Below are 23697 nucleotides of genomic sequence, written 5' to 3'. Positions count from 1 at the left end.
AGTTATGGCAAGAAAAAATAATAAGAAGAAGGTTTTTACCGCTTTAGAGGTAACCGATGCTGGTGCAAAAGGAAAAGCAATTGCAAAAGCACCAGATGGTAAAGTTGTATTTATAGACAACGCTGTCCCTGGAGATGTGGCAGATATACAGACGTACAAAAAAAGAAAATCTTATTATCAAGGTAAGGTAGAGAATTACATTTCTTACTCAGATAAAAGAACAGAACCTGAATGTCAACATTTTGGAACTTGCGGTGGTTGCAAGTGGCAGAATATGGATTATAAGTATCAACTTTTCTACAAACAGCAAGAAGTTGAAAATAATTTAAGACGATTAGGTAAAATTGATTTACCTGAAACCACACCCATTGCAGGAAGTAAAGAAATTTACTTTTATAGAAACAAAATGGAATTTTCATTTAGCGATAGCCGCTGGTTAACTTTAGATGAAATTAAAAGTGGCGTAGATATAGAAGATAAAAATGCACTTGGTTTTCATATTCCAGGAATGTGGGATAAAATTTTAAACATTAAAAAATGTCATCTTCAAGCAGATCCTAGCAATGCGATTAGAAATGAAGTGAGAGATTTCGCCTCTAAAAACAACATTCCGTTTTTTAATGCTAGAAAACAAGAAGGACTATTAAGAACCTTAATGATTAGAACTTCTTCTACAGAAGAGATAATGGTCTTGGTTCAGTTTTTCTATGAAGATAAAGAAAATCGAGAATTACTGCTGAATTTTATGGCAGAACGTTTTCCTGAAATTACCTCGCTTCAATATGTGGTGAATGGTAAAGGAAACGATACTATTTACGACCAAGAAGTGATTTGTTTTAAAGGAAGAGATCATATTTTTGAAGCTATGGAAGGCTTAAAATTTAAAATAAATGCAAAATCTTTCTACCAAACCAATTCAGATCAAGCCTACGAATTGTATAAAATTACACGTGAGTTTGCCGATTTAAATAAAAATGATTTGGTGTATGATTTATATACCGGTACGGGAACCATCGCACAATTTGTGGCTAAAAAAGCAAAAAAAGTAATTGGGGTTGAAGCCGTTCCTGAAGCTATAGAAGATGCTAAAAAGAACGCACAATTAAATCAAATTGAAAACGTTGAGTTTTATGTGGGAGATATGAAAAAAGTATTTACCCAAGATTTTATCAACACACATGGGCAACCAGATGTTATTATTACAGATCCGCCGCGAGATGGTATGCATAAAGATGTAGTGGCACAAATTATTAGTATTTTGCCAAAAAAAATAGTTTATGTAAGTTGTAATTCAGCTACACAAGCTAGAGATTTATCACTTTTAGATGAACATTATAAAGTAACTAAAATTCAACCGGTAGATATGTTTCCGCAAACACACCACGTTGAAAATGTAGTTCGATTAGAATTAAGATCATGAAAAAATACTTTATTCTAGCTCTTGTTGCGGCTATTTTTTGTTTTACAAATAGCTGTACAAGAGATGATATCTGTCCCGAAAACACACAAACAACACCAAAATTGGTGATTGAGTTTTACGATATTGAATTTCCAGAACAGCCTAAATCTGTGCCTAGAATCAATGTTTTTGCAGATGGCATATATGAAGATTATTTTGAAGTTTCAGAAGATAAATCTTCTATAACTATTCCATTAAACACTACAGAAAATTTCACAACTTATAAATTCATTAGAAATAGTAACCTTCCAATAGATAGTGATTTAGTTTCTAATATCGATGAAATAAAATTTACCTATGCCGTAAACTTATCATATGTAAGCAGAGCTTGCGGATATAAAGCAGAATTTTTAAATCTAAATGCAGTTTTGGTAAGCGAAAGTAATTCTAGCAACTGGATTAAAGGAATTGAGGTGAGGCAACCTAATAATATTTTAAATGAAGAAGACGCACATATTTATATTTATCATTAATTTCATGGTTCTATTTTCTGTAAAAACTTACAGTCAAGAAAATAATGAAACCATAGATACGACCTTTACTTATAAAGATAAATACGGTATACGTTTTGGGGTAGATTTTGTAAAAGTTACACAATCTGTTCTTGATGATAACTATAAAGGTTTTGAGGTTATGGGTGATTATAGAATTTATAAAAACTATTATATCGCTGCAGAATTAGGAAATGAAGATTACAGTTATTCTGAACCTTTTTTAGTAGCCAATACCTCTGGAAGTTATCTTAAAGCTGGAGGTAATTATAATTTTTACGATAACTGGTTAGGTATGCAAAATGAATTATATGCAGGAGTGCGTATTGGTTTTGCTAGTTTTAGCCATAAACTCGAAAAATATAAAGTATATACTTCTGATGATTACTTTAATGATGATATTAGAGTGATAAACAAAAATTATGACAACCAATCTTCAACTTGGGTTGAGTTTCAATTAGGCATTAAGACTGAAATTTTTAACAACCTATTTTTATCTGCACATATTCAGTTAAAAAACTCTTTTACCAGTAACGAACTCGATGGTTTTGAAAACCTTTACATTCCCGGTTTTCATAGAACTTACCAAGATAACAGTATTGGTGTAGGCTGGGGTTATGGAATTTCTTACATGATACCAGTTTCAAAAAAAGAAAGAAAACAAAAAGTAGCTAATTAAGTGCTAAGCTAACTTATGCACCTTTTTAGTTCCTTCGTATATCTCATATTTTAATAATCTAGATTCTAACTTTCCATTAAAAAGTTTAATTTTTCTAGAAGGTCTTAAGCCTACATTTTTAATAGCATCTAAGTTAGAAACGATAAACCAAGCTTGCGTACCAGGATAACTTTGCTTTAAGGTATCTCCTATATTTTTATAGAATTCTTCTAAATTTAAAAGCTCTAAACGCTCACCATAAGGCGGATTAAAAACCATGTGTAAGTGCTTACCTGTATACTTTTCGGTTTTAAAAAAATCGTTTTGCTCAATACATACAAATTCTTCTAAGTTAGCATTACTAATATTATCTTGCGCTTTAGCTATGGCTGAAGGCGCTTTATCATAACCTATAATTTTATGCTGAAAACCGCGTATTTTACTCAAAGCAGATTCCTCTATTTTTTCAAATAAATCCACATCCCAATCTTTCCATTTTTCAAAACCAAATTCTTTTTTATTTAGATTTGGAGGAATGTTACACGCAATCATAGCAGCTTCAGCTAAAATAGTTCCACTACCACACATTGGGTCTAAAAAATCTGATCTTCCATCCCATCCAGACATCAATAGCATTCCCGCTGCAAGAACTTCATTTATAGGTGCTATATTAGTGGCCGTTTTATAACCACGTTTATGTAAAGATTGTCCAGAGCTATCTAAAGAAACTGTACAATTAACATCTTCAATATGAATATTAATTCTTAAATGAGGAAAGTCTAAATCTACATCGGGTCTTTTTCCTGTACTGTCTCTAAAATAATCGACAATAGCATCTTTAGTTTTTAAAGCGATAAATTTACTGTGGGTAAAACGTTGAGAATGTACCGTAGCATCAATCGCAATTGAGTCTGTAGCATTTAAATACTCACTCCAATCGATAGCATATATTTTTTTGTAAAGATCTTCTTCAGAAAAAATTTTAAAAGATTTTATAGGCTTTAAGATTTTAATTGCAGTTCTTAAACATAGGTTCGCTTTGTACATAAAACCTTTGTCGCCATAAAAACTCACATTTCTTACGCCTGGCTTTATATCCATAGCGCCTAAATTTTTTAATTCTTTTTCTAGTATTGCTTCAAAACCAAATAAGGTTTTGGCTACCATTTGATAATTATTTCCCATTATAGAAGTTCTCTTAGCCGCAAAAATACATTAATTTTGCTGGTTATGACAAAGAGAAATTTAAAATGGTATGCACAATGGTTTGACACCAAGTATTACCACATTCTATATAAAGATAGAGACTACGAAGAGGCACAACTTTTCATGAAAAACTTAGCTAATTTTTTAGACTTAGAAAATAATGCCAAGGTTTTAGACTTAGCTTGCGGTAGAGGAAGACATTCTATTTATCTTCATAAATTAGGTTTTGAAGTGCTGGATACAGATTTATCTAAAAATAGTATTGAATTTGCAAAACAACACGAACAACCTGGCTTAGCATTTAGAGTACAAGATATGAGCCAAGCCTTAGATGAAAAGTTTCATGCGGTATTTAATTTATTTACCAGTTTTGGTTATTTTGAAAATGAAGAAAATAACCTAGACACACTAAAAGCGATTAAAGCAGAATTAGAACCAGGAGGCTACGGTGTAATAGATTTTATGAATGTTCATAAAGTTATTAAAAACTTAGTCGCTAAAAACACTAAAACTGTTGAGGGAATAGAATTTCATCTTCAACGTTGGGTAGAAAATAATTTTATCTTCAAACAAATTGATTTTAAAGACCATAAAGAAGATTTTTTATTTATCGAACGGGTAAGAGCCGTTACTTTGAAAGATTTTAAGAATTATTTCGACAAAGCAGGCATTCAACTCATAAACGTTTTTGGAGACTATCATTTACAAGATTTTGATGAAGAAAAATCTGATAGACTTATTTTAATTTTTCAATAAATCAATGAATATAATTTTACCCATTATCGCTGTTATTTTAGGCTTTATTGTTGCCTATTTTATTAAAGCGAGTAGTACAGCAATAAAACTATTACTTTCTTTTAGTGGTGCTTTTTTACTTTCTATTACCGTATTTGAGTTTTTACCCGAAGTTTACCTTAACTATAATAAATCTATTGGTTTGCTTATTATGGGCGGTATTCTCTTGCAAATATTTTTAGAATTTCTTTCTAAAGGCGCAGAACATGGTCATTTACATTTAAATGAAAGCAGAACTAATTTTCCTTTTGCTTTATTCATTAGTTTATGCATTCATTCCCTTTTAGAAGGTTCTCCCATTCAGCATAACGAACATTTACTTATTGGAGTGGTGATTCACAAAATACCCATTGCTATTATTATTTCTTCATTTTTACTAAATTCTAAACTAAGCAAAACTAAAATTGGTATATTTTTACTTCTTTTTGCTTTAATGACTCCTTTAGGTAGTTTTTTACAAGAAAATTTTGTAGCTCTTCAAGCAATTGAAAAGTACATTAATGCCGTAGTGATTGGTATTTTTCTTCATATTTCTACTACTATTTTATTTGAATCTTCTAAGAATCATCAGTTCAATCTTTCTAAAATTGTAGTGATTATATTTGGAGTTTTTATTGCTTACCTTCTTTAATTAATAATTATGTTTAGCAGAGAAGATTCTAAAAGAATACGAGAACAATTTTGGACCGAGTTTGGAAAACAAAGTCGTAAGAAATGGATATTATACAACACCAAGATCAAAGAAGTTAGTTTAAAGTTTCATTTCGATAACAAAAAAGCCTCTTTAGGTTTTTTAATTACTACGGAAGATGAAATACTTAAACCATACTATTTTGAAAAGTTTACAAATCTAAAAGCATTAATTAAAGAAGAAATAAATAATGAAATTGTGCTTGAAGAATTCTACGAAACTGAAATTGGTGAAATTTTAAGTTATATTTATCTTGAAAAACAAGAAGTAAGCATTCATAACAAAAAGACTTGGCCAGAAATATTTGATTTTTTTAATACACAAATGCCTAAATTTGAAAGCTTCTTTTTAAGTTATAAAGATTTTATAGAAGATTAATTTAATTACTAGCCTAACATTATATTATAAAAAAAGCCACCCAAATGGGTGACTTTTTTTAATCTAGTAATAAATTATATTAAGCAGAAACTTCTTCTTCAGTTTCTATTGTAGCCAAATAACGTTCTGCATCTAAGGCAGCCATACATCCTGTTCCTGCGGCAGTAATTGCTTGTCTATATTCTTTATCTTGAACATCACCACTTGCAAAAACTCCGGGGATATTGGTTTTTGTAGATTTACCTTGAGTTATTAAATAACCGTCGTCATGCATCTCTAATTGACCTTTGAAAATACCTGTATTCGGTTTATGACCAATAGCGATGAATAATCCTGTGATATTAATATCTTCTTTCTCACCAGTTTCATTATTTAAAATACGTAAACCTTCTACTACCTGCTCTCCTAGTACTTCATCTACTTCAGAGTTATAGCGTAAATCAATATTTTTAGTATTAATTACACGGTGTTGCATGGCTTTAGAAGCTTTCATTTCATCTTTTCTCACCAACATTGTAACTTTAGAACAAATATTTGCTAAGTAGGTAGCTTCTTCTGCAGCAGTATCACCTCCACCAACAATAGCAACTTCTTGACCTTTGTAGAAGAAACCATCGCAAACCGCACAAGCTGAAACTCCACCACCACGTAAACGCTGTTCACTAGGTAAACCTAAATATTTAGCTGTTGCTCCTGTAGAAATAATTACGGTTTCTGCTTCAACCCAAGTAGCGTTATCGATACAAGCTTTATGAATACCTCCCACTTCTTCAGCAAACTGCACTTCGGTCACCATGCCTATTCTCACTTGCGTCCCAAAACGTTCTGCTTGTTGTTGCAACTGCACCATCATAGTTGGTCCATCGATTCCTTCTGGGTAACCTGGGAAATTATCTACTTCTGTCGTCGTAGTAAGCTGCCCTCCTGGCTCCATACCAGTATACATTACTGGTTTTAAATCTGCTCTTGAAGCATATATTGCTGCAGTATATCCTGCGGGTCCAGAACCAATGATTAAACATTTTATTCTTTCTAACTTATCGTCTGCCATAATTATCTATTTAAGAATTACAAAAGTAACAAGTTTCTTAAAGTTTTTCTAACAAAAATGATGAAGAGTTTTGATTTGAGTATAAGCTGTAATGATGAATAATATGCATCTTGGATAAAATTATAACTTCCACTTATAAAATTTAATATTTTGGTAAATTTGCTGTAAAAACCTATTATATGAATAAAGACGAATTAATCTCGAAACTTGAAGAGAAATATAACGACTTAGGTGAAAAGCCTGAAATTTACCTTAAAGGTCTTCTTCAAGCAAAACCTCTAAATTACTGGGATTATATTGAAGTCGATTCTTTACTTTCATTACAAAAACCAAGAACAGATTACCCTGATGAGGAAATCTTTATCATGTATCATCAAATTACCGAATTATTCCTGAAATTGATGATTCACGAACTTAAACAACTTACGGGTAACAATAATCTTACCGAAGAAATCATCATTAATAAAGTATCTCGATTAAAAAGATATACGGGCATGCTCATGAATTCTTTTGACGTGATGCGTTTCGGGATGGATTATGACGAATATAATACATTTAGATCTACCCTAGCACCTGCAAGCGGTTTTCAAAGTGCGCAATTTAGATATTTAGAAATTTTTACCACCCCACTTATTAATCTCATTAATGAAGAAGGAAAAAAGCATTTAAGTGAAAAACCTAGCGTCGAAGAATATTTTGAAAATATTTATTGGCGTGATGCTGGTTATAACCGAGAGACAGGAAAAAGCACCCTCACCCTACAATTATTTGAAGAAAAATATTTAGAGAGTTTTATTCAGCTTGCTAAAAAAATAAAAGGAAAAACTTTAGCCGATAAATTTTCTGCTTTTAAAAATCCTTCTGAAAATTTAAAAACAGCTATGCGAGATTTCGATCATTGCTACAATGTAGAATGGCCGCTAATTCATTTAAAAACCGCAGAGCATTATTTAGATAAAAAAGGTGAAAATAAAGCAGCAACTGGTGGTTCTCAATGGAAAAAATACCTTCACCCTAAATTTCAGCAACGAAAATTCTTTCCTTTCTTATGGACAAAACAAGATATCTTAGACTGGGGCAAAGAATCTGAATTATAATGTTAAGAGAAAATGCATTTTCTATAGCAAAAACCTTTTCAACTTTTATATTTATTTAACAGCAAAGCAGGTTTCATTTATTTAAATTGAAAGAAAATAAATGATTAAACTAGTGATTCATGAATTTTAATGAAAACCTACAAATAAAATCTTTTGCCGACTACAAAAAAGCTTATCAAGAAAGTCTTGAAAATCCAGAAAAATTTTGGTCTCAAGTCGCTAATCATTTTATTTGGAAAGAAAAATGGAATCACACGTTAAGTTGGGATTTTAAAAAACCTGAAGTAAAATGGTTTCAAGGTGGAAAACTAAATATTACAGAAAACTGTTTAGACAGGCACTTAGAAAAACAATCTAACAAAGATGCTATTATTTGGGAACCAAATGACCCTAATGAAGAATCTCGACATATCACTTACAAACAATTACATGTAAAGGTTTGTCAATTTGCGAACGTATTGCAAAATAATGGGATAAAAAAAGGAGATCGTGTTTGTATTTACATGCCTATGATTCCCGAGCTTACCGTGGCTATGTTAGCTTGCGCTAGAATAGGCGCTATTCACTCTATTGTATTTGCAGGCTTTTCTAGTCATGCATTAGCCAGTAGAATTAATGATGCTGAATGTAAAATGCTTATTACAGCTAATAATTATTACCGCGGAAGAAAATCTGTAGAATTAAAAGAAATTTGTGATCAAGCTTTACAAGAAACCACGACTATAGAAACCGTAATTGTATACCGAAGAACACTAAACCCTACGCCTATGAAAGAAGGTCGAGATAAATTTTGGTTTGATGAACTTCAACATGCTTATAGTGATCATGAGGCAGAGGTAATGGATGCTGAAGATCCTTTATTTATTTTATATACTTCTGGCGCTACAGGAAAACCAAAAGGGATGGTACATACTACTGGCGGTTATATGGTAGGAACAGCATTTAGTTTTCAAAATGTATTTCAACCAAGTAAAGATGATATTTACTGGTGCTCTGCTGATATTGGTTGGATCACCGGTCACTCTTATGTAGTTTACGGTCCGTTAGCTGCAGGAGCAACGACTATTATGTTTGAGGGAGTTCCCAGTTATCCAGATTATAATCGGTTTTGGGAAATTATAGAAAAATATAAAATCACTCAATTTTATACTGTGCCCACCGCTATCAGGGCATTAGCAAAACAATCTGTTTCTCATATAGAAAAGCATGATATTAGCTCTTTAAAAGTTTTGGGGTCTGTGGGAGAACCTATTAATGCTGAAGCTTGGCATTGGTTTAATGATCATATAGGAAAAGGGAATTGCCCCATTGTAGACACGTGGTGGCAAACCGAAACAGGAACGATAATGATTTCGCCCATTGCAGGAGTAACCGCTACTCGCCCAACTTTTGCTACCTTACCATTGCCAGGTGTGCAAACTGCTTTGATGGACGAAGAGGGAAATGAAATTGAATTTAACAATCAACCAGCAGAAGGGAAATTAGCTATTAAATCACCTTGGCCTGCTATAGCCAGAACAATTTGGAATAATCACGAACTTTATAAAAAGATATATTTTTCTCTATATGAAGGGATGTATTTTACTGGTGATGCCGCCTACCGAGATGCTTCTGGAAATTATAGAATAACTGGTCGCGTTGATGATGTGGTTATTGTTTCTGGTTATAATCTGGGTACAGCCACTATCGAGAACGCTATTAACGATCATGAAAAAGTCGCAGAAAGCGCCATCGTAACTTTTCCGCACGATATAAAAGGTAACGCTTTATATGCTTTTGTTACTTTATTTAATAAAAATGATGCTTCCGAAAAATTAAAAAAACAAATAAAAAAGCAAATTGCCAATGTTGTTGGTCCCATTGCTAAACCAGAAAAAATTCAGTTTGTATCGGATCTTCCTAAAACGAGAAGCGGTAAGATTATGCGTCGTATTTTAAGAAAAATTGCAGCGCATCAAAACAATGATTTAGGTGATATTTCTACTTTAGAAAATGGTGATACTGTAAAAAAAATAATGGATAATTCGGTATAATCAAATTATCCATTATTTATATTAAAAAGGAGATGAGCTTACAAAGTTAAGTCTCCTTTTCCTTCTCTTATTACTTCAGGTTCTCCCTCAGTTAAATCAATCACTGTAGAGGCAACGTTATCTCCAAAACCACCATCTACAACAATATCCACTAATTTATCCCACTTTTCTGCAATTAACTCTGGGTCTGTTGTATATTCTACCACTTCATCTTCATCTTTAATAGAGGTAGAAACAATTGGATTGCCCAATTTACTTACAATAGCCTGACAAATAGAATTATTAGGAACACGAATACCTACTGTTTTTTTCTTTTTAAAGACAGAAGGTAAATTATTACTCCCATGTAAAATAAATGTGTAGGGTCCTGGTAAATTTCTTTTTAAAATTTTAAACGTGTTATTATCTATTTGCTTCGCGTATTCTGAAAGATTACTCAGGTTTTCGCAAATAAATGATAAATTAGCGTTTTCTAATTTAATGCCTTTAATTTGAGCGATTTTCTCTAATGCTGTGTGATTATTAATATCACAACCTAAACCATAAACCGTATCAGTAGGGTAAATAATAAGTCCACCTTTCTTTAATACTTTTACAATTTTTTCAATTTCTTTAGGGTTTGGGTTTTCTTCGTAAATTTTTATAAGTTCTGCCATAACAGTTATTTTTTCAGTGAAAATTTACAAAAAAAAATGCAGTTATTCCGCTTCATCTAATAAATTCAGGCGAAGATTTTCAAAGAGTTTTGCTGCTGCTTTAAAATAGGTATTCTGAATCTTGTTTTGCTTCAACTGCACATCTATAAGTTTATTTTCTCTTGAATTAATTAAAAATATGGAGCTTTCTCCCAAATCAAACAAACGGCGTTCAGAAACCACCATCGTTTGGCTATCTGCCACAATATTTTCAATGATTTCTAATTGCTCTTTTAAACTTATAATTTCTTGCTCTGTAGCTTTAATTTTATTTTTAAGTGTCCACTTTTTTTGATCAAATTTATATTCTGTATTTTCTCTTTTTATTTTTGCTATGCGTAAATCTCCTCGCTCTTTACGTAAAAACAAAGGAAACTTCAATTTTACGCCTGCTTTATAATTATTGGTATTTAAAGAGTTAGCCCGATCTACATTTTCTGTTAGAAACCTATACTCCACATCTAAAGTTGGCATAAGGTTATTTTTACCTAACTTGATATCTAAATCGTATGATTGCAAATCGTATTCTAGAGAACGTAATTCTGGATGATTGGATAGGTTTTCTGCATTTCCAAAATAACTATCTATCCCTAAATTAGCCAACATATTTTCTTCTGAAATCTGCGGAATGAGATTATTTTCTAGTTCTACTGGTAGTTTGTCTACCCATAAATAATTAGATAAATTTAGTTTTGCTTTCTGAAGTTGAAGATTAGCCTGTTTTAAATCTAATTCTCGCGAACGTAAAAATATTTTTGTTTCTACCGTATCTATAGCTCTCGTCTCGCCTAGTTCACTAGACCTAGAAATTCCATTAAAGCGTATTTGAGCGTTATTTAAAAAATCTTCAAAGACAGTTTTATTTTCATAATAAAGCTTCCAATCTGCATAAGCTTTGGTTGCTTCAGTTAAAATTGAATTCACTAAAATATCGCGCTCTACTTCATTTTGATTTTGAAGTATTTTTGCTTGTCTTACCGAGTTCATTCTGTCGTTATAAAGTAGACCTTTTAGAACACTAACACTTACTCCTGCACTAAAAATACCATCTTCTGGTGTTGTATTTTGGCCGTTTAAATAATAACCTTCATTTTGTTCGTAATCTGCTTTTACATCTATCCCATACCAAGTAGGTATTGTAAAACTTCCATTCCACAATGAATAATACTCGGTACCATTATAATTTTTTTCTTTCACCCCTCCTTCTAATTTAGGATCGAAAGAACCTCTTGCTTTTAATAATTTTGCTTCGGCTTCAGAGATTTTAAGATTAGCCTGAGCGACCACCGGATGATGTTTTTTCACCATCGCCAAAAATTCTTCTAAAGAAAAAATATGCTCTGCTTTTTCTAAGGTATTAGCTTCTTGGGCAAAACAAAAAAACGGTAAGAGTATGTATAAAAATAAATTAAAATATTTCATCATATTCTATTTCGATTTTTTGTCAGTTTCTTTTTGTTGTGACTTAGGGTAATAATTAGGAGGAAAACCATTTAATTTTCTCCAGAGTTCATACCAAATAGGAACGTCTTCTAAAAGCGCCATGGTTCTCGCTCCAGAACCTACTCTTAATGCATCTGGCCAATCATGTTCGTTTTCAGGATCTGGAGCTAAGAGAATTCTATATTTCCCATTATCGCTAATAAAATTTTCTATAGCTACAACTTTACCACCATACGTACCATAAGAGGCATTTGGCCAACCACTAAATACAATTGCAGGCCAACCATCAAACTGTACGCGTATGTGATCTCCTACTCCTAATAATGGCAGATCTATAGGATCTACATAAGTTTCTACAGCAATCTCAAAAGATTTTGGCATAATATTTACTAACTTCTCTCCTTCTTTAAAGGTTTCTCCTATCCCAGAGATGATTGCTTTATTTATATAACCGTCTAATGGAGCTTGTATAAAGTAAAGTCCGCGTCTAATTTCGTAATTGCTTAACGAATTTTCAAGCTTACTTACCTGTACTTGTGTGTCTAATCGAGTAGAAATTGTGGTTGAAATATCACTTTCAATTTTACTTATTTTATTAGCGTATTCTGCTTCAATACGATTTACCTCCATACGTGCATTAAGCAGTTCATTTTTACTGGTTAATAATTTGCTTTCTAGATCTATTACTTTGGCTTGAGTTTCTTGAAGCTTAGATTGCTTGGTCTCATAATCTAATCTAGATTTTAAGCCTTCTTCATATAACTCTTTTATACGGTCATATTGTTTAATAGCAATACTCAGATTAACCTCAGAAGCTTTGAGAGAAATACTATCACTTACAATTTTAAGTTTAGCCTGCTTCAATTTATTTTTTGTCTGTTCTAATTTCAAAACTCTTTCTTGTCTAGCAGAAGCTAATTGATCTCTTAAGGCTTCTGTTTTTTGCTCATAAGCTTTTACCGAGTTAGCTTTAGAATTAATCTGATCTCCAGTTCTTTCTAATAACTTGGGATCAAAATATTGATCTTTCACTTCTGAAATTCGTAAAATAGTATCTCCTTTTTCTACATAATCTCCTTCGCTCACATACCATTCTTCAATTTTTCCTGGGATTGGAGATTGAAGGGTTTGTGGTCGTTGTCCCGGTCTTAAAGTAGTTACATACCCTTTACTTTCTATGGTCTGCGTCCATGGGAAAAACAATAATATAATCAAGAAAATACTAAAAACTAATAAGATTTTAGAAAGTAAACGGTGCACACTTTTATTTACAATAGAAGAATAAGCTTTAAACTTCGAGAAGTTTACATTGCCATCTGTTTCACTATTTGATAAATTTAACATTGTAATTTCTTTAGTTTAATTCTACTTCTTTTAACTCACTATTCATTTTCTCTTTGCTGGCTAAAAGTACGGTCATTTTAGTTCTTTCTGCAAACTTCATCAAGGTGTTAATATCTTCATTAGAGAAAATAAATTCTTCTTCAATTAATAGTAATTCTGGTAATTTTAATAAAACCCTAATTAAGCAAATTTTTTGCGTAAGCACATGACTTAACATTTTTGTTCCTGAAAATACGTAGGTATTTATTGTTTCTGGCAGGTGTTTAATTTCTTCTAAAACTCCAAAATTTTCTAATAAATCATACACCTCATCTTCTGTAAGTGAATGGTTGTTTAAAGTTAAATTTTGCCAGATCGTACCTTCAAACAAGTAATTAGAATTTAAAACTAAACCTATTTTTCTTCTATAGCTATCTAAATTAATGCTCGAAATTTCTTTACGGTCTAGGTATATTTTTCCATTTGAAACTCTTTTCATTCCTCCAAAAAAATGAAAAAGATCATAAATTTGAAGATGGTTACCAACTATATTTAATAAATCGCCTTTTTCTACTCTAATATTATTAATTGGCTTGTGGTTAATTTCTAAGTCTTCAGTTTCAATAGGGAAAATTGTTAAACTTGTGGTGTTTACGGGAGCCTTTCTATCTATTTTTTTTGAACTAACCTCATCTATTTTTTCAACTGCAGTAACCACATCGTAAATAGTTTCTAAACTAAAACCTATTTTATCTATAGAATTAATAATAAGAACAATAATAATTTCTGAGGCCACAAACTGCCCAATATTCATTTGCTGATTGAGTACCAATAAACCACCAATTAGCAATAAACCTAGTGTGAGAATTACTTTAAAAACGACCAATTGTTTAAATTGATTTTTAACTACCTTAAAGTGCTTTTGACGATAATTTAAATACTTTTCTACATATTCATTATTTCGTTCTTGTTCATATTCATTAGGCGTATTTTTAAAAGTCTTAAAATTTGCAGCCACTTGCTGTATCCAAAAAACTGTTTGATACTTAGCTTTAGATTCTTGAATGCTTGTACTTACAGCTTTTTCTAAACTTATTTTGAAAAAAATATAAAGAAGAATCACCAACACAATTCCCATTCCTATAAAGAAAGGGTGGTAAACTGAAAGTAATATTAAACCAAATACAATTTGAATGACCGCTGCAGGAAAATCTAATAGAAGTTTCTCCATTCCTTTTTGTAAGGTTATTACATCAAAAAACCGATTAGAAAGCTCTGGCGGATACTTACCTTCTAATTCACTTACTCTAATTTTCGGAAACTTGTAAATAAATTCAAAAGAAGCTCTTGCAAATATTTTTTCTTGAATATTCTCTACAATATCTAACTGTAATAATTGTAAAACTCCAAAAAAACCTACAGCAACTGTTACTAAAACAGTTAGTAAAATCCAAGAAGTAGAAATTTGCGCTCCTTGCAAAAGATTTATAATTGCCTGAATGCCCAACGGAAGTGTTAAACTTATTGCCCCTGCAAAAATGGCGTAATAAAGTACTTGTAAAATATCTCTTCGCTCTAATTTAAGAAGGTTGAAGAGTTTTGACCAAGGAGAAATTTGATTTGGTGAACTCATGTAGTTAATTAAGTGATTTAAAAATTAAATGCTGAAAAAATTGAGTAATCGGTTCTTCATCAGAAGATTTAAAGTCTGAAAGATGTTTAAAATGTTGATTTAAGAAATTTTGTTTTAAAGCTCCTTGAAGTACTGTATTTGCTAAAGTGAGCGGATAAGCATACTCTTCGTTATATGCTGAAATAATTTCACCTAAACGCTCTACCAATCTTCGGTAAACGGCAAAATATCCATTTTTATTTTCCTCATCAATATCTATGGTATGAAAAGCTTTAGAATATTCTTGTACAATGATATGGTGCAGCTCTTCTTCATTTATAAACCCGAAGGTTTCATCTTTTTGAGGAGTTTCTGTAATTACAGTAATGGCACGCTTTAAAACTTCTTCTTTATATTCTATGTTGTTTATTCTAAATACTAATTTATATTCTAACCATCCCCAATACCAAGAAATTAGATAAAGCATAAGCATATGTTTATTTTCAAAATAGCGATAAACTGAACTCTCGTTAGAACTTATCTCATCTGCTAATTTTTTAAATGTAAACTTCTCTAAACCTTCTTGTCTTATAATTTGTATTGAATATTCTAAAATTCTTCTTCCCAATTTTGAAGATTGAGGATCTTTAATATAGATATTCTCTGGTATTTTTAAGGTTAGGTTTGAAAGTGGTATGTTCATCTATAAAATTTTTACTTACAAAAGCAAAAGTAATACTTTCATTTTAATTAAAGATATAAAAAATCCTTTTATCAAAAATTTAATAAAAGGAATTTATTTAATAAAAATAAGAATTATATTTTTTCTACTTCCTGTTCTAATTTAAGAACGGTTGTCCCGTCTTTTTGTTTGATAAACAAAGCTTTATTTCCCGATTCACCTTTTCTGGTCACTTTGGTTCCATTAATGGTTTTGGTAATTTCTTTAACATAGGTTTCTTCAACTTTACCTTTTGCTGTACAGCTCCCCCATTTCCATTTTACTTCACTCCCCTGTTTGATCATAATTTTTAAGGAAATTTAGCTAGTAATTTCTTTAAAAATAATTGGATAACAGTATTTTAACGTTTTAAGAAAGAATTTTAAGCTTAGCAAAACGAAGAAGAAGCTTTTTCATTCCGCCAGTTTCAAAATCTATCTCGGCTTTTTTATCTTGTCCTACTCCTTCTATGCTTAGCACTTGTCCCTTACCAAATCTCATATGCTCTACTATTTGCCCTTTTTCTAATTGAAGTGGTAAGTCTGCTTTGGTAGTTTCACCAGCATTAGTGGGTCGCAATCTTCTTAGTTTTCTAAGCTCATCCTCTGTAGGCTTGTGGGCTGGTGGCGGTGTACCTTTGGTAGGTTTATTTTGTCGTAATTTGCTTTTATCTACATCACCAAAAATATCTCGATCTACTAGAGGTTTATATTTATAATCATCTTGCGGAATCATATAATCTAGATACTCATCATTTATTTCATCTATAAATCTACTAGGCTCAGCGTCTATTAATTTACCCCAACGAAAACGGGATTGCACGTAAGTTAAATAAGCTTTTTTCTCTGCCCGTGTTAGAGCTACATAAAATAATCTTCGCTCTTCTTCTAACTCAGAACGTGTATTCATACTCATTCCTGAAGGAAATAAATCTTCTTCTAACCCTACAATGTACACATGCGGAAATTCTAAACCTTTTGCTAAGTGAATAGTCATTAAAGCCACGCGATCTTCATCTGGCGTTTCTTGGTCTAAATCTGTCATTAAAGCTACATCTTCTAAAAACTCTGCAATAGAACCGTCTGCATCTGCTATCTCTTTTTGCCCATCTACAAAATCTTGAATACCATTAAGTAATTCTTCAACATTTTCTATACGCGCAACACCTTCTGGTGTACCATCTTTCTTTAACTCTTGCACTAAACCGGTTTTCTTAGCTACCGCTTCAGCAAGTGTAAAGGCATTTTCATTACTTGCCATAATCTGAAAACTCTTTATCATATTGGTAAAGTTTTTCAGCTTGGTTTGCGTGCCTTTGTTAATGTTCAGGTCTATTTTTTCAATATTTTCAATCACCTCAAAAATAGAACGTTTGTAATGATTTGCAGCTAAAGTAAGTTTATCCATAGTGGTAGACCCAATACCACGAGCAGGAAAATTAATTACTCGTTTTAAAGCTTCTTCATCTTTTGGATTCACGATTAAACGCAAATAAGAAAGTACATCTTTAATTTCTTTACGTTGGTAAAATGAAAGTCCGCCATAAATTCTATACGGAATATCTTTTTTACGCAACGCATCTTCCATTGCACGACTTTGTGCATTGGTTCTGTATAAAATGGCAAAATCACCGTTTTTCATTTGGTGTTCCATTTTATTTTCAAAAATAGAACTCGCTACAAAGCGTCCTTCTTCTCCATCATTTATTAAACGATTTACGACAATCTTTGGACCGTCATCATTCGCTGTCCAAACTACTTTTTCAAGTTTGGTTTTATTTTTATCGATAACCGAGTTTGCTGCTTCAACAATATTTTTAGTAGATCTATAATTTTGCTCGAGGCGATACATTTCTACATTTTCGTAATCACGTTGAAAATTCAAAATATTGTTGATATTTGCTCCTCGAAATGCGTAAATACTCTGCGCATCATCACCTACCACACAAATATTTTGAAATTTATCACTCAATGCTTTTACAATTAAGTACTGAGAATGATTGGTATCTTGATACTCATCTACCAAAATATATCTAAATCTGTTTTGATATTTTTGTAATACTTCAGGAAATCTATTTAAAAGCTCATTGGTTTTTAATAGTAAATCATCAAAATCCATCGCTCCGGCTTTAAAACACCGATCTACATATTCTTGGTAAATTTCTCCCATACGCGGCTTTTTAGACATTGCATCTGCCTCTTGTAATTCACCATCTTGAAAATAAGCTTTCACCGTAATCAAGCTGTTCTTAAATGAAGAAATTCTAGAATATACTTGCTTATACTTGTAAACATCTTTATCGAGTCCCATTTCTTTAATAATGGCTCTCAACACACTTTGTGAATCTTGTGTATCATAAATAGTGAAATTAGAAGGATAGCCTAATTTACTAGCTTCCATTCTAAGTATTTTAGCAAAAATAGAATGAAATGTTCCCATCCATAAACTCTTAGCTTCACTTCTTCCTACAATACTAGAGATACGATGTTGCATCTCACGTGCCGCTTTATTAGTAAAGGTTAGTGATAAGATATTAAATGGATCTACCCCTTTGCTCATTAAATAAGCAATACGGTAGGTAAGAACTCTGGTTTTACCGGAGCCCGCACCGGCAATTACAATCATTGCTCCGTCTTTTTGTAAAACGGGAGCTCGTTGGGCATCATTCAATTCAGCTAAGTAATTTTCCAATTTCTTCAAAATTTTAAGGGGGCAAATTTACCAAAAATAGATAAAATGTGAGTTGCACATCAAAGGTTAATTATAAACAAAAATCTACAAATAATTACTACTTCTTTTTTTATTTGAATAAATTAGTCGAATACAAATTGATTTTTAAATTTTATGGACGCTTTTCTTAACTTTTTGTCAGCAATTTCTTGGTGGCAATGGCTTCTTATTGTTATTATTTTAATCGCTATTAGAGATATTTTTTTCAACAAGAAACATATTATCAAGCATAATTTTCCGGTAGTTGGACATTTTAGATATATGCTCGAAAGTATTGGTCCAGAATTAAGGCAATATATTGTAGCTAACAACCGTGAAGAACTTCCGTTTAATAGAATTGAGCGTGGTTGGATTTACGCTTCTGCTAAAAACGCTAATAACTATGAAGGTTTTGGTACAGATCAAGATATATTTCAATCTAATTATATTTTTATAAATAATGCAATGATACCTTTTAGACTTCCCGAAAAGCATCCAAATCATGAAGATCCTTATTTTTTACCTTGTGCAAAAGTGATGGGTTTACATCATAAACGAAGAAAACCTTACCGCCCCGCTTCTGTGATTAATGTTTCTGCCATGAGTTTTGGGAGTCTTTCGGCAAGAGCTATTTCTTCTTTAAATGAAGGAGTAAAAAAAGCTTACGCTTACCACAATACGGGCGAAGGTGGTTTATCGCCTTACCATAAACGTGGCGGAGATATAATTTTTCAAGTAGGTACTGGTTACTTCGGAATAAGAGATGAGAACGGAAATTTCTCATTAGATCATTTGGTTAAACTTGTTGAAGAGAACCCGTGTGTTAGAGCGATAGAAATAAAACTATCACAAGGTGCAAAACCAGGAAAAGGTGGTGTTTTACCGGCTTCTAAAATTACCAAAGAAATTGCCGATATTAGAAAAGTTCCGTTAAATAAAGATGTAGTTTCACCTCCTTACCACACGGCTTTTGAAGGCAATCAAGGTTTAATAGACTTTATTGAAAAAATAGCAGAAAGAACAGGTTTACCTGTCGGAGTTAAAGCTGCAATCGGAAAATTAGATGATTGGCAAAAATTCGCGAGTTTAATGAAAAGTCAAAATAAAGGGCCAGATTTTATTACTATAGATGGTGGCGAAGGTGGTACTGGGGCAGCTCCTCCTAGTTTTGCAGATCATGTTTCTGTGCCTTGGGTTTATGCGTTTAGAAATATTTACAAAATTTTTAAAGAACAAGAATTAAGTGATAAAATAGTCTTTATTGGCAGCGGAAAATTAGGTTTTCCGTCAAAAGCAGCGATGGCTTTTGCGATGGGCGCAGATTGTATAAATGTTGCCCGCGAAGCTATGCTAAGTGTGGGTTGCATTCAAGCAAAATCTTGCCATACTAACACCTGCCCAACAGGTATTGCGACACAAAGTAAATGGTTACAAGCAGGTATTGACGTAAAAGATAAAGCTGAACGTGTAAATTATTATTTTAAAAATTTCAGAAAAGAATTTATAGAAGTGACTCACGCATCAGGTTATGAGCATCCTTGCCAATTTACGATGGATGATGTAGACATTAACCTTAGCGATCAAGATTTCACCAAAACATTAGCAGCTTCATATGAATACCACAAGGTAAAAGTTCCTTTTGAAGGAGTTTCTTCTTTACAAAATTGTAAGTATCTTGGCGGAAATTATAATAAACAGGCGTCTGAAAGTTCTTTTGAAAAAGATGACGTTCGCTATTAATTAGTTATGGAAGACATTAATTTTTTACAACTATTTTTCAACCTTTTACCAGCGTTAATTATCGGTTTAATTTCTTACTATTTTTATAGTAGTTATATGACCAATGAAAATAACCGAAGAATCTTCGAACTCAAAAGAGAAAATTCTAAAAATGCTTTACCTCAGCGTCTTCAAGCATTAGAGCGTATGACGTTGTTTTTAGAACGCATAAACCCGGGTAGCTTGTTAATTAGAGTAAAACCTTTAAATGAAAATAAAAACGATTACGAAAATTTATTAATTAAAACTATAGAGCAAGAGTTTGAACACAATTTAGCGCAACAAATCTATGTTAGCGATAAATGTTGGGGAGCAATTAGAGCTACTAAAAATGCGACCATTTCTCTTATTAGACAAACCAATATGAGCGATAAAGTAGAATCTCCAGATAAATTAAGAGAAGTAATTCTATCTGATTTAGTTGACAGAAAAGCTCCTAGCGAAACTGGTTTAGCCTATTTAAAGAATGAAGTAAGAGAAATTTGGTAAGTTTTATTTCAACGGATTTTCTTCTACATTAATCGCTTTATCATTAGCGTATTTAAAGCCTTGATCCCACCAAGATGTCATTAATTTTTTGTTGAATACTAATGAATTTTCAGTAAGCTTGCTGGGTGTATAATATAAATTTAAGACCACATCTTTATTAATTGCGGCAAGTTTACCCTCAATAATATTACTACGTTCTACCTGATCTAACATAAAACCAAATAGATTCACCATTAACGAAAACGGATTTTTACCCAAAATTTTATTATGCTCCATATTCTCAGATTCTAAAATAATAGCATCTATTTCTGTAGCACCGCGACGTATTGCTTCTCGTATAGGCACCATACTCCCAAAGCCACCATCAGCATATTCAAAACCATCTTTCTTCACTAAACTCATAAAAGGAATGTAGTTACAAGAAATCCAAATCCAATCACAAAATTCTTCGTAATCAAAATCTTGAATAGATTTATATTCTACTTGATTTTTAGTTAAGTTAGACACGGTCACCACCACCTCTTTTCCATTCTTTTTAGCTTCTAAAAACTCTTCCTTGGTAATTTTGGCGTTTATGAGCTTTCTTAAATTTTTACTTTCACCAAATGTTCGTTTCTTTTTCACAAACTGTAAGATGGTGTTGATGTAATTAATAGTTACATATTCACGGTTATCTTTCTTTTTAACCTTAAACGGATTTAAACTAAAAATACTTTTTTGATTCACATTGGTATACACCTCATGAAGTTTATTTACTTTACCAATAGCCAAATGGGTAAGCAATAAACTTCCTGTAGAAGAGCCTACAAAAATATCATACTCTCGGTGTTGCACTTTCATTAAATGAGCGGCTACACCACCAGCATAAGCTCCTTTACTTCCTCCTCCTGAAATCACTAAGGCTCTCATTCTTCTAAAATTTTAGTCAATATTTTTTCTTGTTTTGCTGAAGCTTTATTTTTTAAGCTATATAAAATGGCACGGTGCTTTTCTTTGCTCGCGAGTTTAGTTAAAAGTTCTCTACAAAAATTTCTAAATCGCCAAACTGGATGCACAGAACCTTGCATTAAATCTAGATAGTTTTGCTTGGTAAACGATTCAATTTGATAAAGAAAACCAAAAGTGTTTTGTCGTATTTCATAAGCATATTTAGATGTCGTATATCCCGAAAGCTCTTGGTAAAGCTTGCTATTATTTTCAGGTTGAAATTCTGGAGTCACTAAACTTAAGGTTAACCATAACAAGCGAACATTTTTATTACTAAAACCTTCAATGTTTTTTAATTTTTCTAAATATTCTGATCGTTGTTCTGGGAAATTTTGCCACAGATTAAACAAAGCTTGCTCTAAAGTTAAATAAGATCTATCATTTAGTAGAGTCTCATATTTCTTTTGCAAACTCTGCGGAATTTCTTTTAAATAGGTTGAAATAGCCTGTCGTACCAACAAATTATTAGTGTTAAATGCTTTTCGATAAAGCTGAATCACTTCTTCTGTTTTTTCTTTAGAGAGTTGCGCTACCACTTCTTGTCCTAAATATTCATTCACAGGAAAATCTAAAGCCTTATTTAAACTTTCATATTTTTCATCTATAGAATAACTTCGTAATGCAATTAGCGAAAGGTATTCATTAATAAATTCAGACTTACGTAAAGAAGCTAAGGCTTGCGAAGATTTAAAAGCAGATTGCTCTAACCAATCTTCTTTAAATTGAATAAGATCCATTCCGCTAACTTTTTCCATTTCAGAAAGAAAATCTTCGGTTTCTACATTTTTAAACGCATATTTATTTAAATAATTTTTCACTCCACTTTTAAAAGCCTGATCTCCTATTTTTTCTCTTAAAATATGCAATGCCCAAGCTCCTTTTTGATAAAAAGTAAGAGAGCTTGCTTTTGGGTTTTTAAGCGCTTCTCCTTTACCTGAATCACTCAAATCTTTTAATTTTTCTGCATTTTGATAAAGTTGAAAATAGAAGTAATCTTCTCCAAAAATTTCACGTTCGGCTAATAAAGCATAGTAGGTAGCAAAGCCTTCTTGTAACCAATGATGAGTTCCAGACTTTTCGGTTACCATATCTCCAAACCACTGGTGAGCAAGTTCGTGGGCATTTACATTTACATAGTTTCTATCTACAAAACCAATTTGATCGACCATAAACATATCAGAGAAAATGGTAGCCGTAGTATTTTCCATCCCAGCATATAAAAAATCTCGCACAGGAATTTGCTTATAATTTTGCCAAGGAAAGGCAACACCGATTTCTTCTTCAAAAAAATCAAAAATTTGTTGGGTATGCTTGTAGGTTGATTCTACTTTATTTTCATCTTGAGCTTCATAATAAAGTTGAATAGGTATGCCGCTGGCAGAAGTAATTTCTTTTACTTTAAAATCTCCTACTGCCACCGCTACCAAATAACTACTCATTGGGTGTTGCATATCAAACTTCCAAACTTGCTCTTTACCTTTCTTTTCTGTTGAAGTTAATTTTCCGTTAGCGACTACCTCATAATTTTCTGGAACTTGATACGAAAGATCAAATTCAATTTTATCATTCACATCATCTAAACTCGGCAGCCAATTTGAGGTATATTTCCCCTGACCTTGTGTCCATATTTGATTACTTCCATCATTATCCCAACCGACAAAATATAGCGCTTTTTGAGGTTTCGATTCATAAGTAAATTCAACTGTGTACGTTTTATCCGCTTTAAAATTTTCAATTAAATAAATTTTATTAGCTGCGGAAATAAGCTCTGGTTTAAATTTTGATTTCTTAGCTAACTCAACCTTCATTTTTACTGCATCTAAATAAATAGTATCGGTAGACTGAAGTATTTTAAATTCAACCTGAAGTTTACCTTTTACAGATTCGGTTTCTGGTAACAAATGGACTGTTCCTGAAATTCGTTGAACATCTAAGATTTGGTTTTGTTGTGCTTGTATTAAAAAAGGACTTGCCAAAAACAGCAGCCAAAATATTTTTTGCATAAGTAATTTAGATTCTCATATCGAAAATACGAAAAAAGCTCAACTACAAACGAGTGAATTTTTAATATTTCATATCT

21 protein-coding genes are annotated in these 23697 nt (G+C 32.1%); 10 read left to right on the top strand and 11 right to left on the bottom strand.

The features are described 5' to 3' along the window. The first annotated feature begins 4 nt into the window (after positions 1-4). The 3 genes from rlmD to KW502_RS05995 are packed head-to-tail and all read left to right on the top strand — an operon-like array spanning position 5 to position 2629. Positions 5-1420, top strand: a complete 1416-nt coding sequence (gene rlmD / locus KW502_RS06005) for a 23S rRNA (uracil(1939)-C(5))-methyltransferase RlmD (RefSeq protein WP_219039636.1) — start codon at positions 5-7, stop codon at positions 1418-1420. Continuing rightward, complete coding sequence (locus KW502_RS06000) at positions 1417-1932, top strand: DUF6452 family protein (RefSeq protein WP_219039635.1); 516 nt, start codon at positions 1417-1419, stop codon at positions 1930-1932. The genes rlmD and KW502_RS06000 overlap by 4 nt, the downstream gene beginning before the upstream one ends. Next, positions 1898-2629 carry a DUF6048 family protein gene (locus KW502_RS05995; protein ID WP_219039634.1) on the top strand — a complete coding sequence of 244 codons (732 nt, stop codon included), beginning with the start codon at positions 1898-1900 and terminating at the stop codon, positions 2627-2629. Before KW502_RS06000 ends, KW502_RS05995 begins: the two co-directional genes overlap by 35 nt. Before the next feature lie 3 nt (positions 2630-2632). On the opposite strand, the gene KW502_RS05990 is transcribed toward KW502_RS05995, so the two are convergent. Then, positions 2633-3793 carry a THUMP domain-containing class I SAM-dependent RNA methyltransferase gene (locus tag KW502_RS05990; RefSeq protein WP_219039633.1) on the bottom strand — a complete coding sequence of 387 codons (1161 nt, stop codon included), beginning with the start codon at positions 3791-3793 and terminating at the stop codon, positions 2633-2635. 45 nt (positions 3794-3838) lie between these two features. Here KW502_RS05990 and KW502_RS05985 point away from each other — a divergent pair, with 45 nt between their 5' ends. From KW502_RS05985 to KW502_RS05975, 3 genes are read left to right on the top strand one after another with little or no spacing between them, the layout of a single operon-like run. Next, positions 3839-4570, top strand: coding sequence for a class I SAM-dependent methyltransferase (locus tag KW502_RS05985; RefSeq protein WP_219039632.1), 732 nt, complete (start codon positions 3839-3841; stop codon positions 4568-4570). 4 nt (positions 4571-4574) lie between these two features. Then, on the top strand, positions 4575-5240 hold the full coding sequence (locus KW502_RS05980) for a ZIP family metal transporter (RefSeq protein ID WP_219039631.1): 666 nt from the start codon (positions 4575-4577) through the stop codon (positions 5238-5240). A 9-nt stretch (positions 5241-5249) separates the two neighbouring features. Next, the gene (locus tag KW502_RS05975; RefSeq protein ID WP_219039630.1) at positions 5250-5678 is read left to right on the top strand and encodes a DUF4268 domain-containing protein; all 429 of its coding nucleotides are present in this window, start codon (positions 5250-5252) and stop codon (positions 5676-5678) included. A 79-nt stretch (positions 5679-5757) separates the two neighbouring features. On the opposite strand, the gene trxB is transcribed toward KW502_RS05975, so the two are convergent. Next, positions 5758-6729 carry a thioredoxin-disulfide reductase gene (trxB, locus tag KW502_RS05970; protein ID WP_219039629.1) on the bottom strand — a complete coding sequence of 324 codons (972 nt, stop codon included), beginning with the start codon at positions 6727-6729 and terminating at the stop codon, positions 5758-5760. Positions 6730-6908: 179 nt separating this feature from the next. Between trxB and KW502_RS05965 the strand changes: the two genes are divergently transcribed. Then, positions 6909-7826 carry a tryptophan 2,3-dioxygenase family protein gene (locus KW502_RS05965; RefSeq protein WP_219039628.1) on the top strand — a complete coding sequence of 306 codons (918 nt, stop codon included), beginning with the start codon at positions 6909-6911 and terminating at the stop codon, positions 7824-7826. Positions 7827-7945: 119 nt separating this feature from the next. Beyond that, positions 7946-9859, top strand: coding sequence for an acetate--CoA ligase (gene acs, locus KW502_RS05960; protein WP_219039627.1), 1914 nt, complete (start codon positions 7946-7948; stop codon positions 9857-9859). 38 nt (positions 9860-9897) lie between these two features. Here acs and KW502_RS05955 read toward each other — a convergent pair whose 3' ends face one another. From KW502_RS05955 to KW502_RS05925, 7 genes are all read right to left on the bottom strand, one after another. Then, positions 9898-10515 (bottom strand): L-threonylcarbamoyladenylate synthase, encoded by a 618-nt coding sequence (locus tag KW502_RS05955; RefSeq protein WP_219039626.1) that lies wholly within the window; start codon positions 10513-10515, stop codon positions 9898-9900. Between the two features lie 42 nt (positions 10516-10557). Then, complete coding sequence (locus KW502_RS05950; protein ID WP_219039625.1) at positions 10558-11979, bottom strand: TolC family protein; 1422 nt, start codon at positions 11977-11979, stop codon at positions 10558-10560. A 3-nt stretch (positions 11980-11982) separates the two neighbouring features. Then, positions 11983-13341, bottom strand: a complete 1359-nt coding sequence (locus tag KW502_RS05945) for an HlyD family secretion protein (protein ID WP_219039624.1) — start codon at positions 13339-13341, stop codon at positions 11983-11985. A 10-nt stretch (positions 13342-13351) separates the two neighbouring features. Then, entirely contained in the window at positions 13352-14953 is a 1602-nt protein-coding gene (locus KW502_RS05940) for an ABC transporter transmembrane domain-containing protein (protein ID WP_219039623.1), read from the bottom strand. 4 nt (positions 14954-14957) lie between these two features. Further along, positions 14958-15635, bottom strand: coding sequence for a TetR/AcrR family transcriptional regulator (locus tag KW502_RS05935; RefSeq protein WP_219039622.1), 678 nt, complete (start codon positions 15633-15635; stop codon positions 14958-14960). Between the two features lie 113 nt (positions 15636-15748). Further along, positions 15749-15958: a hypervirulence associated TUDOR domain-containing protein gene (locus tag KW502_RS05930; protein ID WP_219039621.1), complete on the bottom strand. Its 210-nt coding sequence runs from the start codon at positions 15956-15958 to the stop codon at positions 15749-15751. Positions 15959-16022: 64 nt separating this feature from the next. Then, entirely contained in the window at positions 16023-18344 is a 2322-nt protein-coding gene (locus tag KW502_RS05925) for an ATP-dependent helicase (RefSeq protein ID WP_219039790.1), read from the bottom strand. Positions 18345-18497: 153 nt separating this feature from the next. On the opposite strand from KW502_RS05925, the gene KW502_RS05920 reads away from it, so the two are divergent. Next, positions 18498-20102: an FMN-binding glutamate synthase family protein gene (locus tag KW502_RS05920; RefSeq protein ID WP_219039620.1), complete on the top strand. Its 1605-nt coding sequence runs from the start codon at positions 18498-18500 to the stop codon at positions 20100-20102. Positions 20103-20108: 6 nt separating this feature from the next. After that, entirely contained in the window at positions 20109-20630 is a 522-nt protein-coding gene (locus tag KW502_RS05915) for a DUF7935 family protein (RefSeq protein ID WP_219039619.1), read from the top strand. Between the two features lie 3 nt (positions 20631-20633). Here the strand turns inward: KW502_RS05915 and KW502_RS05910 are convergent, their stop codons facing one another. Both KW502_RS05910 and KW502_RS05905 read right to left on the bottom strand, forming a co-directional pair. Then, positions 20634-21539: a patatin-like phospholipase family protein gene (locus KW502_RS05910; protein WP_219039618.1), complete on the bottom strand. Its 906-nt coding sequence runs from the start codon at positions 21537-21539 to the stop codon at positions 20634-20636. Beyond that, a complete protein-coding gene (locus KW502_RS05905) occupies positions 21536-23620 on the bottom strand; it encodes a M1 family metallopeptidase (protein ID WP_219039617.1) in 2085 nt (694 codons plus the stop codon). Before KW502_RS05905 ends, KW502_RS05910 begins: the two co-directional genes overlap by 4 nt. Between the last annotated feature and the right edge of the window lie 77 nt (positions 23621-23697).

The organism is Mesonia aestuariivivens, assembly GCF_019311235.1.
Classification (GTDB): Bacteria; Bacteroidota; Bacteroidia; order Flavobacteriales; family Flavobacteriaceae; genus Mesonia; species Mesonia aestuariivivens.
The sequence above is the reverse complement of the archived record's forward strand: the minus strand, read 5'-3'. Positions and strand labels throughout refer to the sequence as shown.

Excerpts from the sequence above, each read along its gene's own strand:
- rlmD (WP_219039636.1), top strand. The coding sequence starts at position 5 with ATGGCAAGAAAAAATAATAAGAAGAAGGTTTTTACCGCTTTAGAGGTA.
- KW502_RS06000 (WP_219039635.1), top strand. The coding sequence starts at position 1,417 with ATGAAAAAATACTTTATTCTAGCTCTTGTTGCGGCTATTTTTTGTTTT.
- KW502_RS05995 (WP_219039634.1), top strand. The coding sequence starts at position 1,898 with ATGAAGAAGACGCACATATTTATATTTATCATTAATTTCATGGTTCTA.
- KW502_RS05990 (WP_219039633.1), bottom strand. The coding sequence starts at position 3,793 with ATGGGAAATAATTATCAAATGGTAGCCAAAACCTTATTTGGTTTTGAA.
- KW502_RS05985 (WP_219039632.1), top strand. The coding sequence starts at position 3,839 with ATGACAAAGAGAAATTTAAAATGGTATGCACAATGGTTTGACACCAAG.
- KW502_RS05980 (WP_219039631.1), top strand. The coding sequence starts at position 4,575 with ATGAATATAATTTTACCCATTATCGCTGTTATTTTAGGCTTTATTGTT.
- KW502_RS05975 (WP_219039630.1), top strand. The coding sequence starts at position 5,250 with ATGTTTAGCAGAGAAGATTCTAAAAGAATACGAGAACAATTTTGGACC.
- trxB (WP_219039629.1), bottom strand. The coding sequence starts at position 6,729 with ATGGCAGACGATAAGTTAGAAAGAATAAAATGTTTAATCATTGGTTCT.
- KW502_RS05965 (WP_219039628.1), top strand. The coding sequence starts at position 6,909 with ATGAATAAAGACGAATTAATCTCGAAACTTGAAGAGAAATATAACGAC.
- acs (WP_219039627.1), top strand. The coding sequence starts at position 7,946 with ATGAATTTTAATGAAAACCTACAAATAAAATCTTTTGCCGACTACAAA.
- KW502_RS05955 (WP_219039626.1), bottom strand. The coding sequence starts at position 10,515 with ATGGCAGAACTTATAAAAATTTACGAAGAAAACCCAAACCCTAAAGAA.
- KW502_RS05950 (WP_219039625.1), bottom strand. The coding sequence starts at position 11,979 with ATGATGAAATATTTTAATTTATTTTTATACATACTCTTACCGTTTTTT.
- KW502_RS05945 (WP_219039624.1), bottom strand. The coding sequence starts at position 13,341 with ATGTTAAATTTATCAAATAGTGAAACAGATGGCAATGTAAACTTCTCG.
- KW502_RS05940 (WP_219039623.1), bottom strand. The coding sequence starts at position 14,953 with ATGAGTTCACCAAATCAAATTTCTCCTTGGTCAAAACTCTTCAACCTT.
- KW502_RS05935 (WP_219039622.1), bottom strand. The coding sequence starts at position 15,635 with ATGAACATACCACTTTCAAACCTAACCTTAAAAATACCAGAGAATATC.
- KW502_RS05930 (WP_219039621.1), bottom strand. The coding sequence starts at position 15,958 with ATGATCAAACAGGGGAGTGAAGTAAAATGGAAATGGGGGAGCTGTACA.
- KW502_RS05920 (WP_219039620.1), top strand. The coding sequence starts at position 18,498 with ATGGACGCTTTTCTTAACTTTTTGTCAGCAATTTCTTGGTGGCAATGG.
- KW502_RS05915 (WP_219039619.1), top strand. The coding sequence starts at position 20,109 with ATGGAAGACATTAATTTTTTACAACTATTTTTCAACCTTTTACCAGCG.
- KW502_RS05910 (WP_219039618.1), bottom strand. The coding sequence starts at position 21,539 with ATGAGAGCCTTAGTGATTTCAGGAGGAGGAAGTAAAGGAGCTTATGCT.
- KW502_RS05905 (WP_219039617.1), bottom strand. The coding sequence starts at position 23,620 with ATGCAAAAAATATTTTGGCTGCTGTTTTTGGCAAGTCCTTTTTTAATA.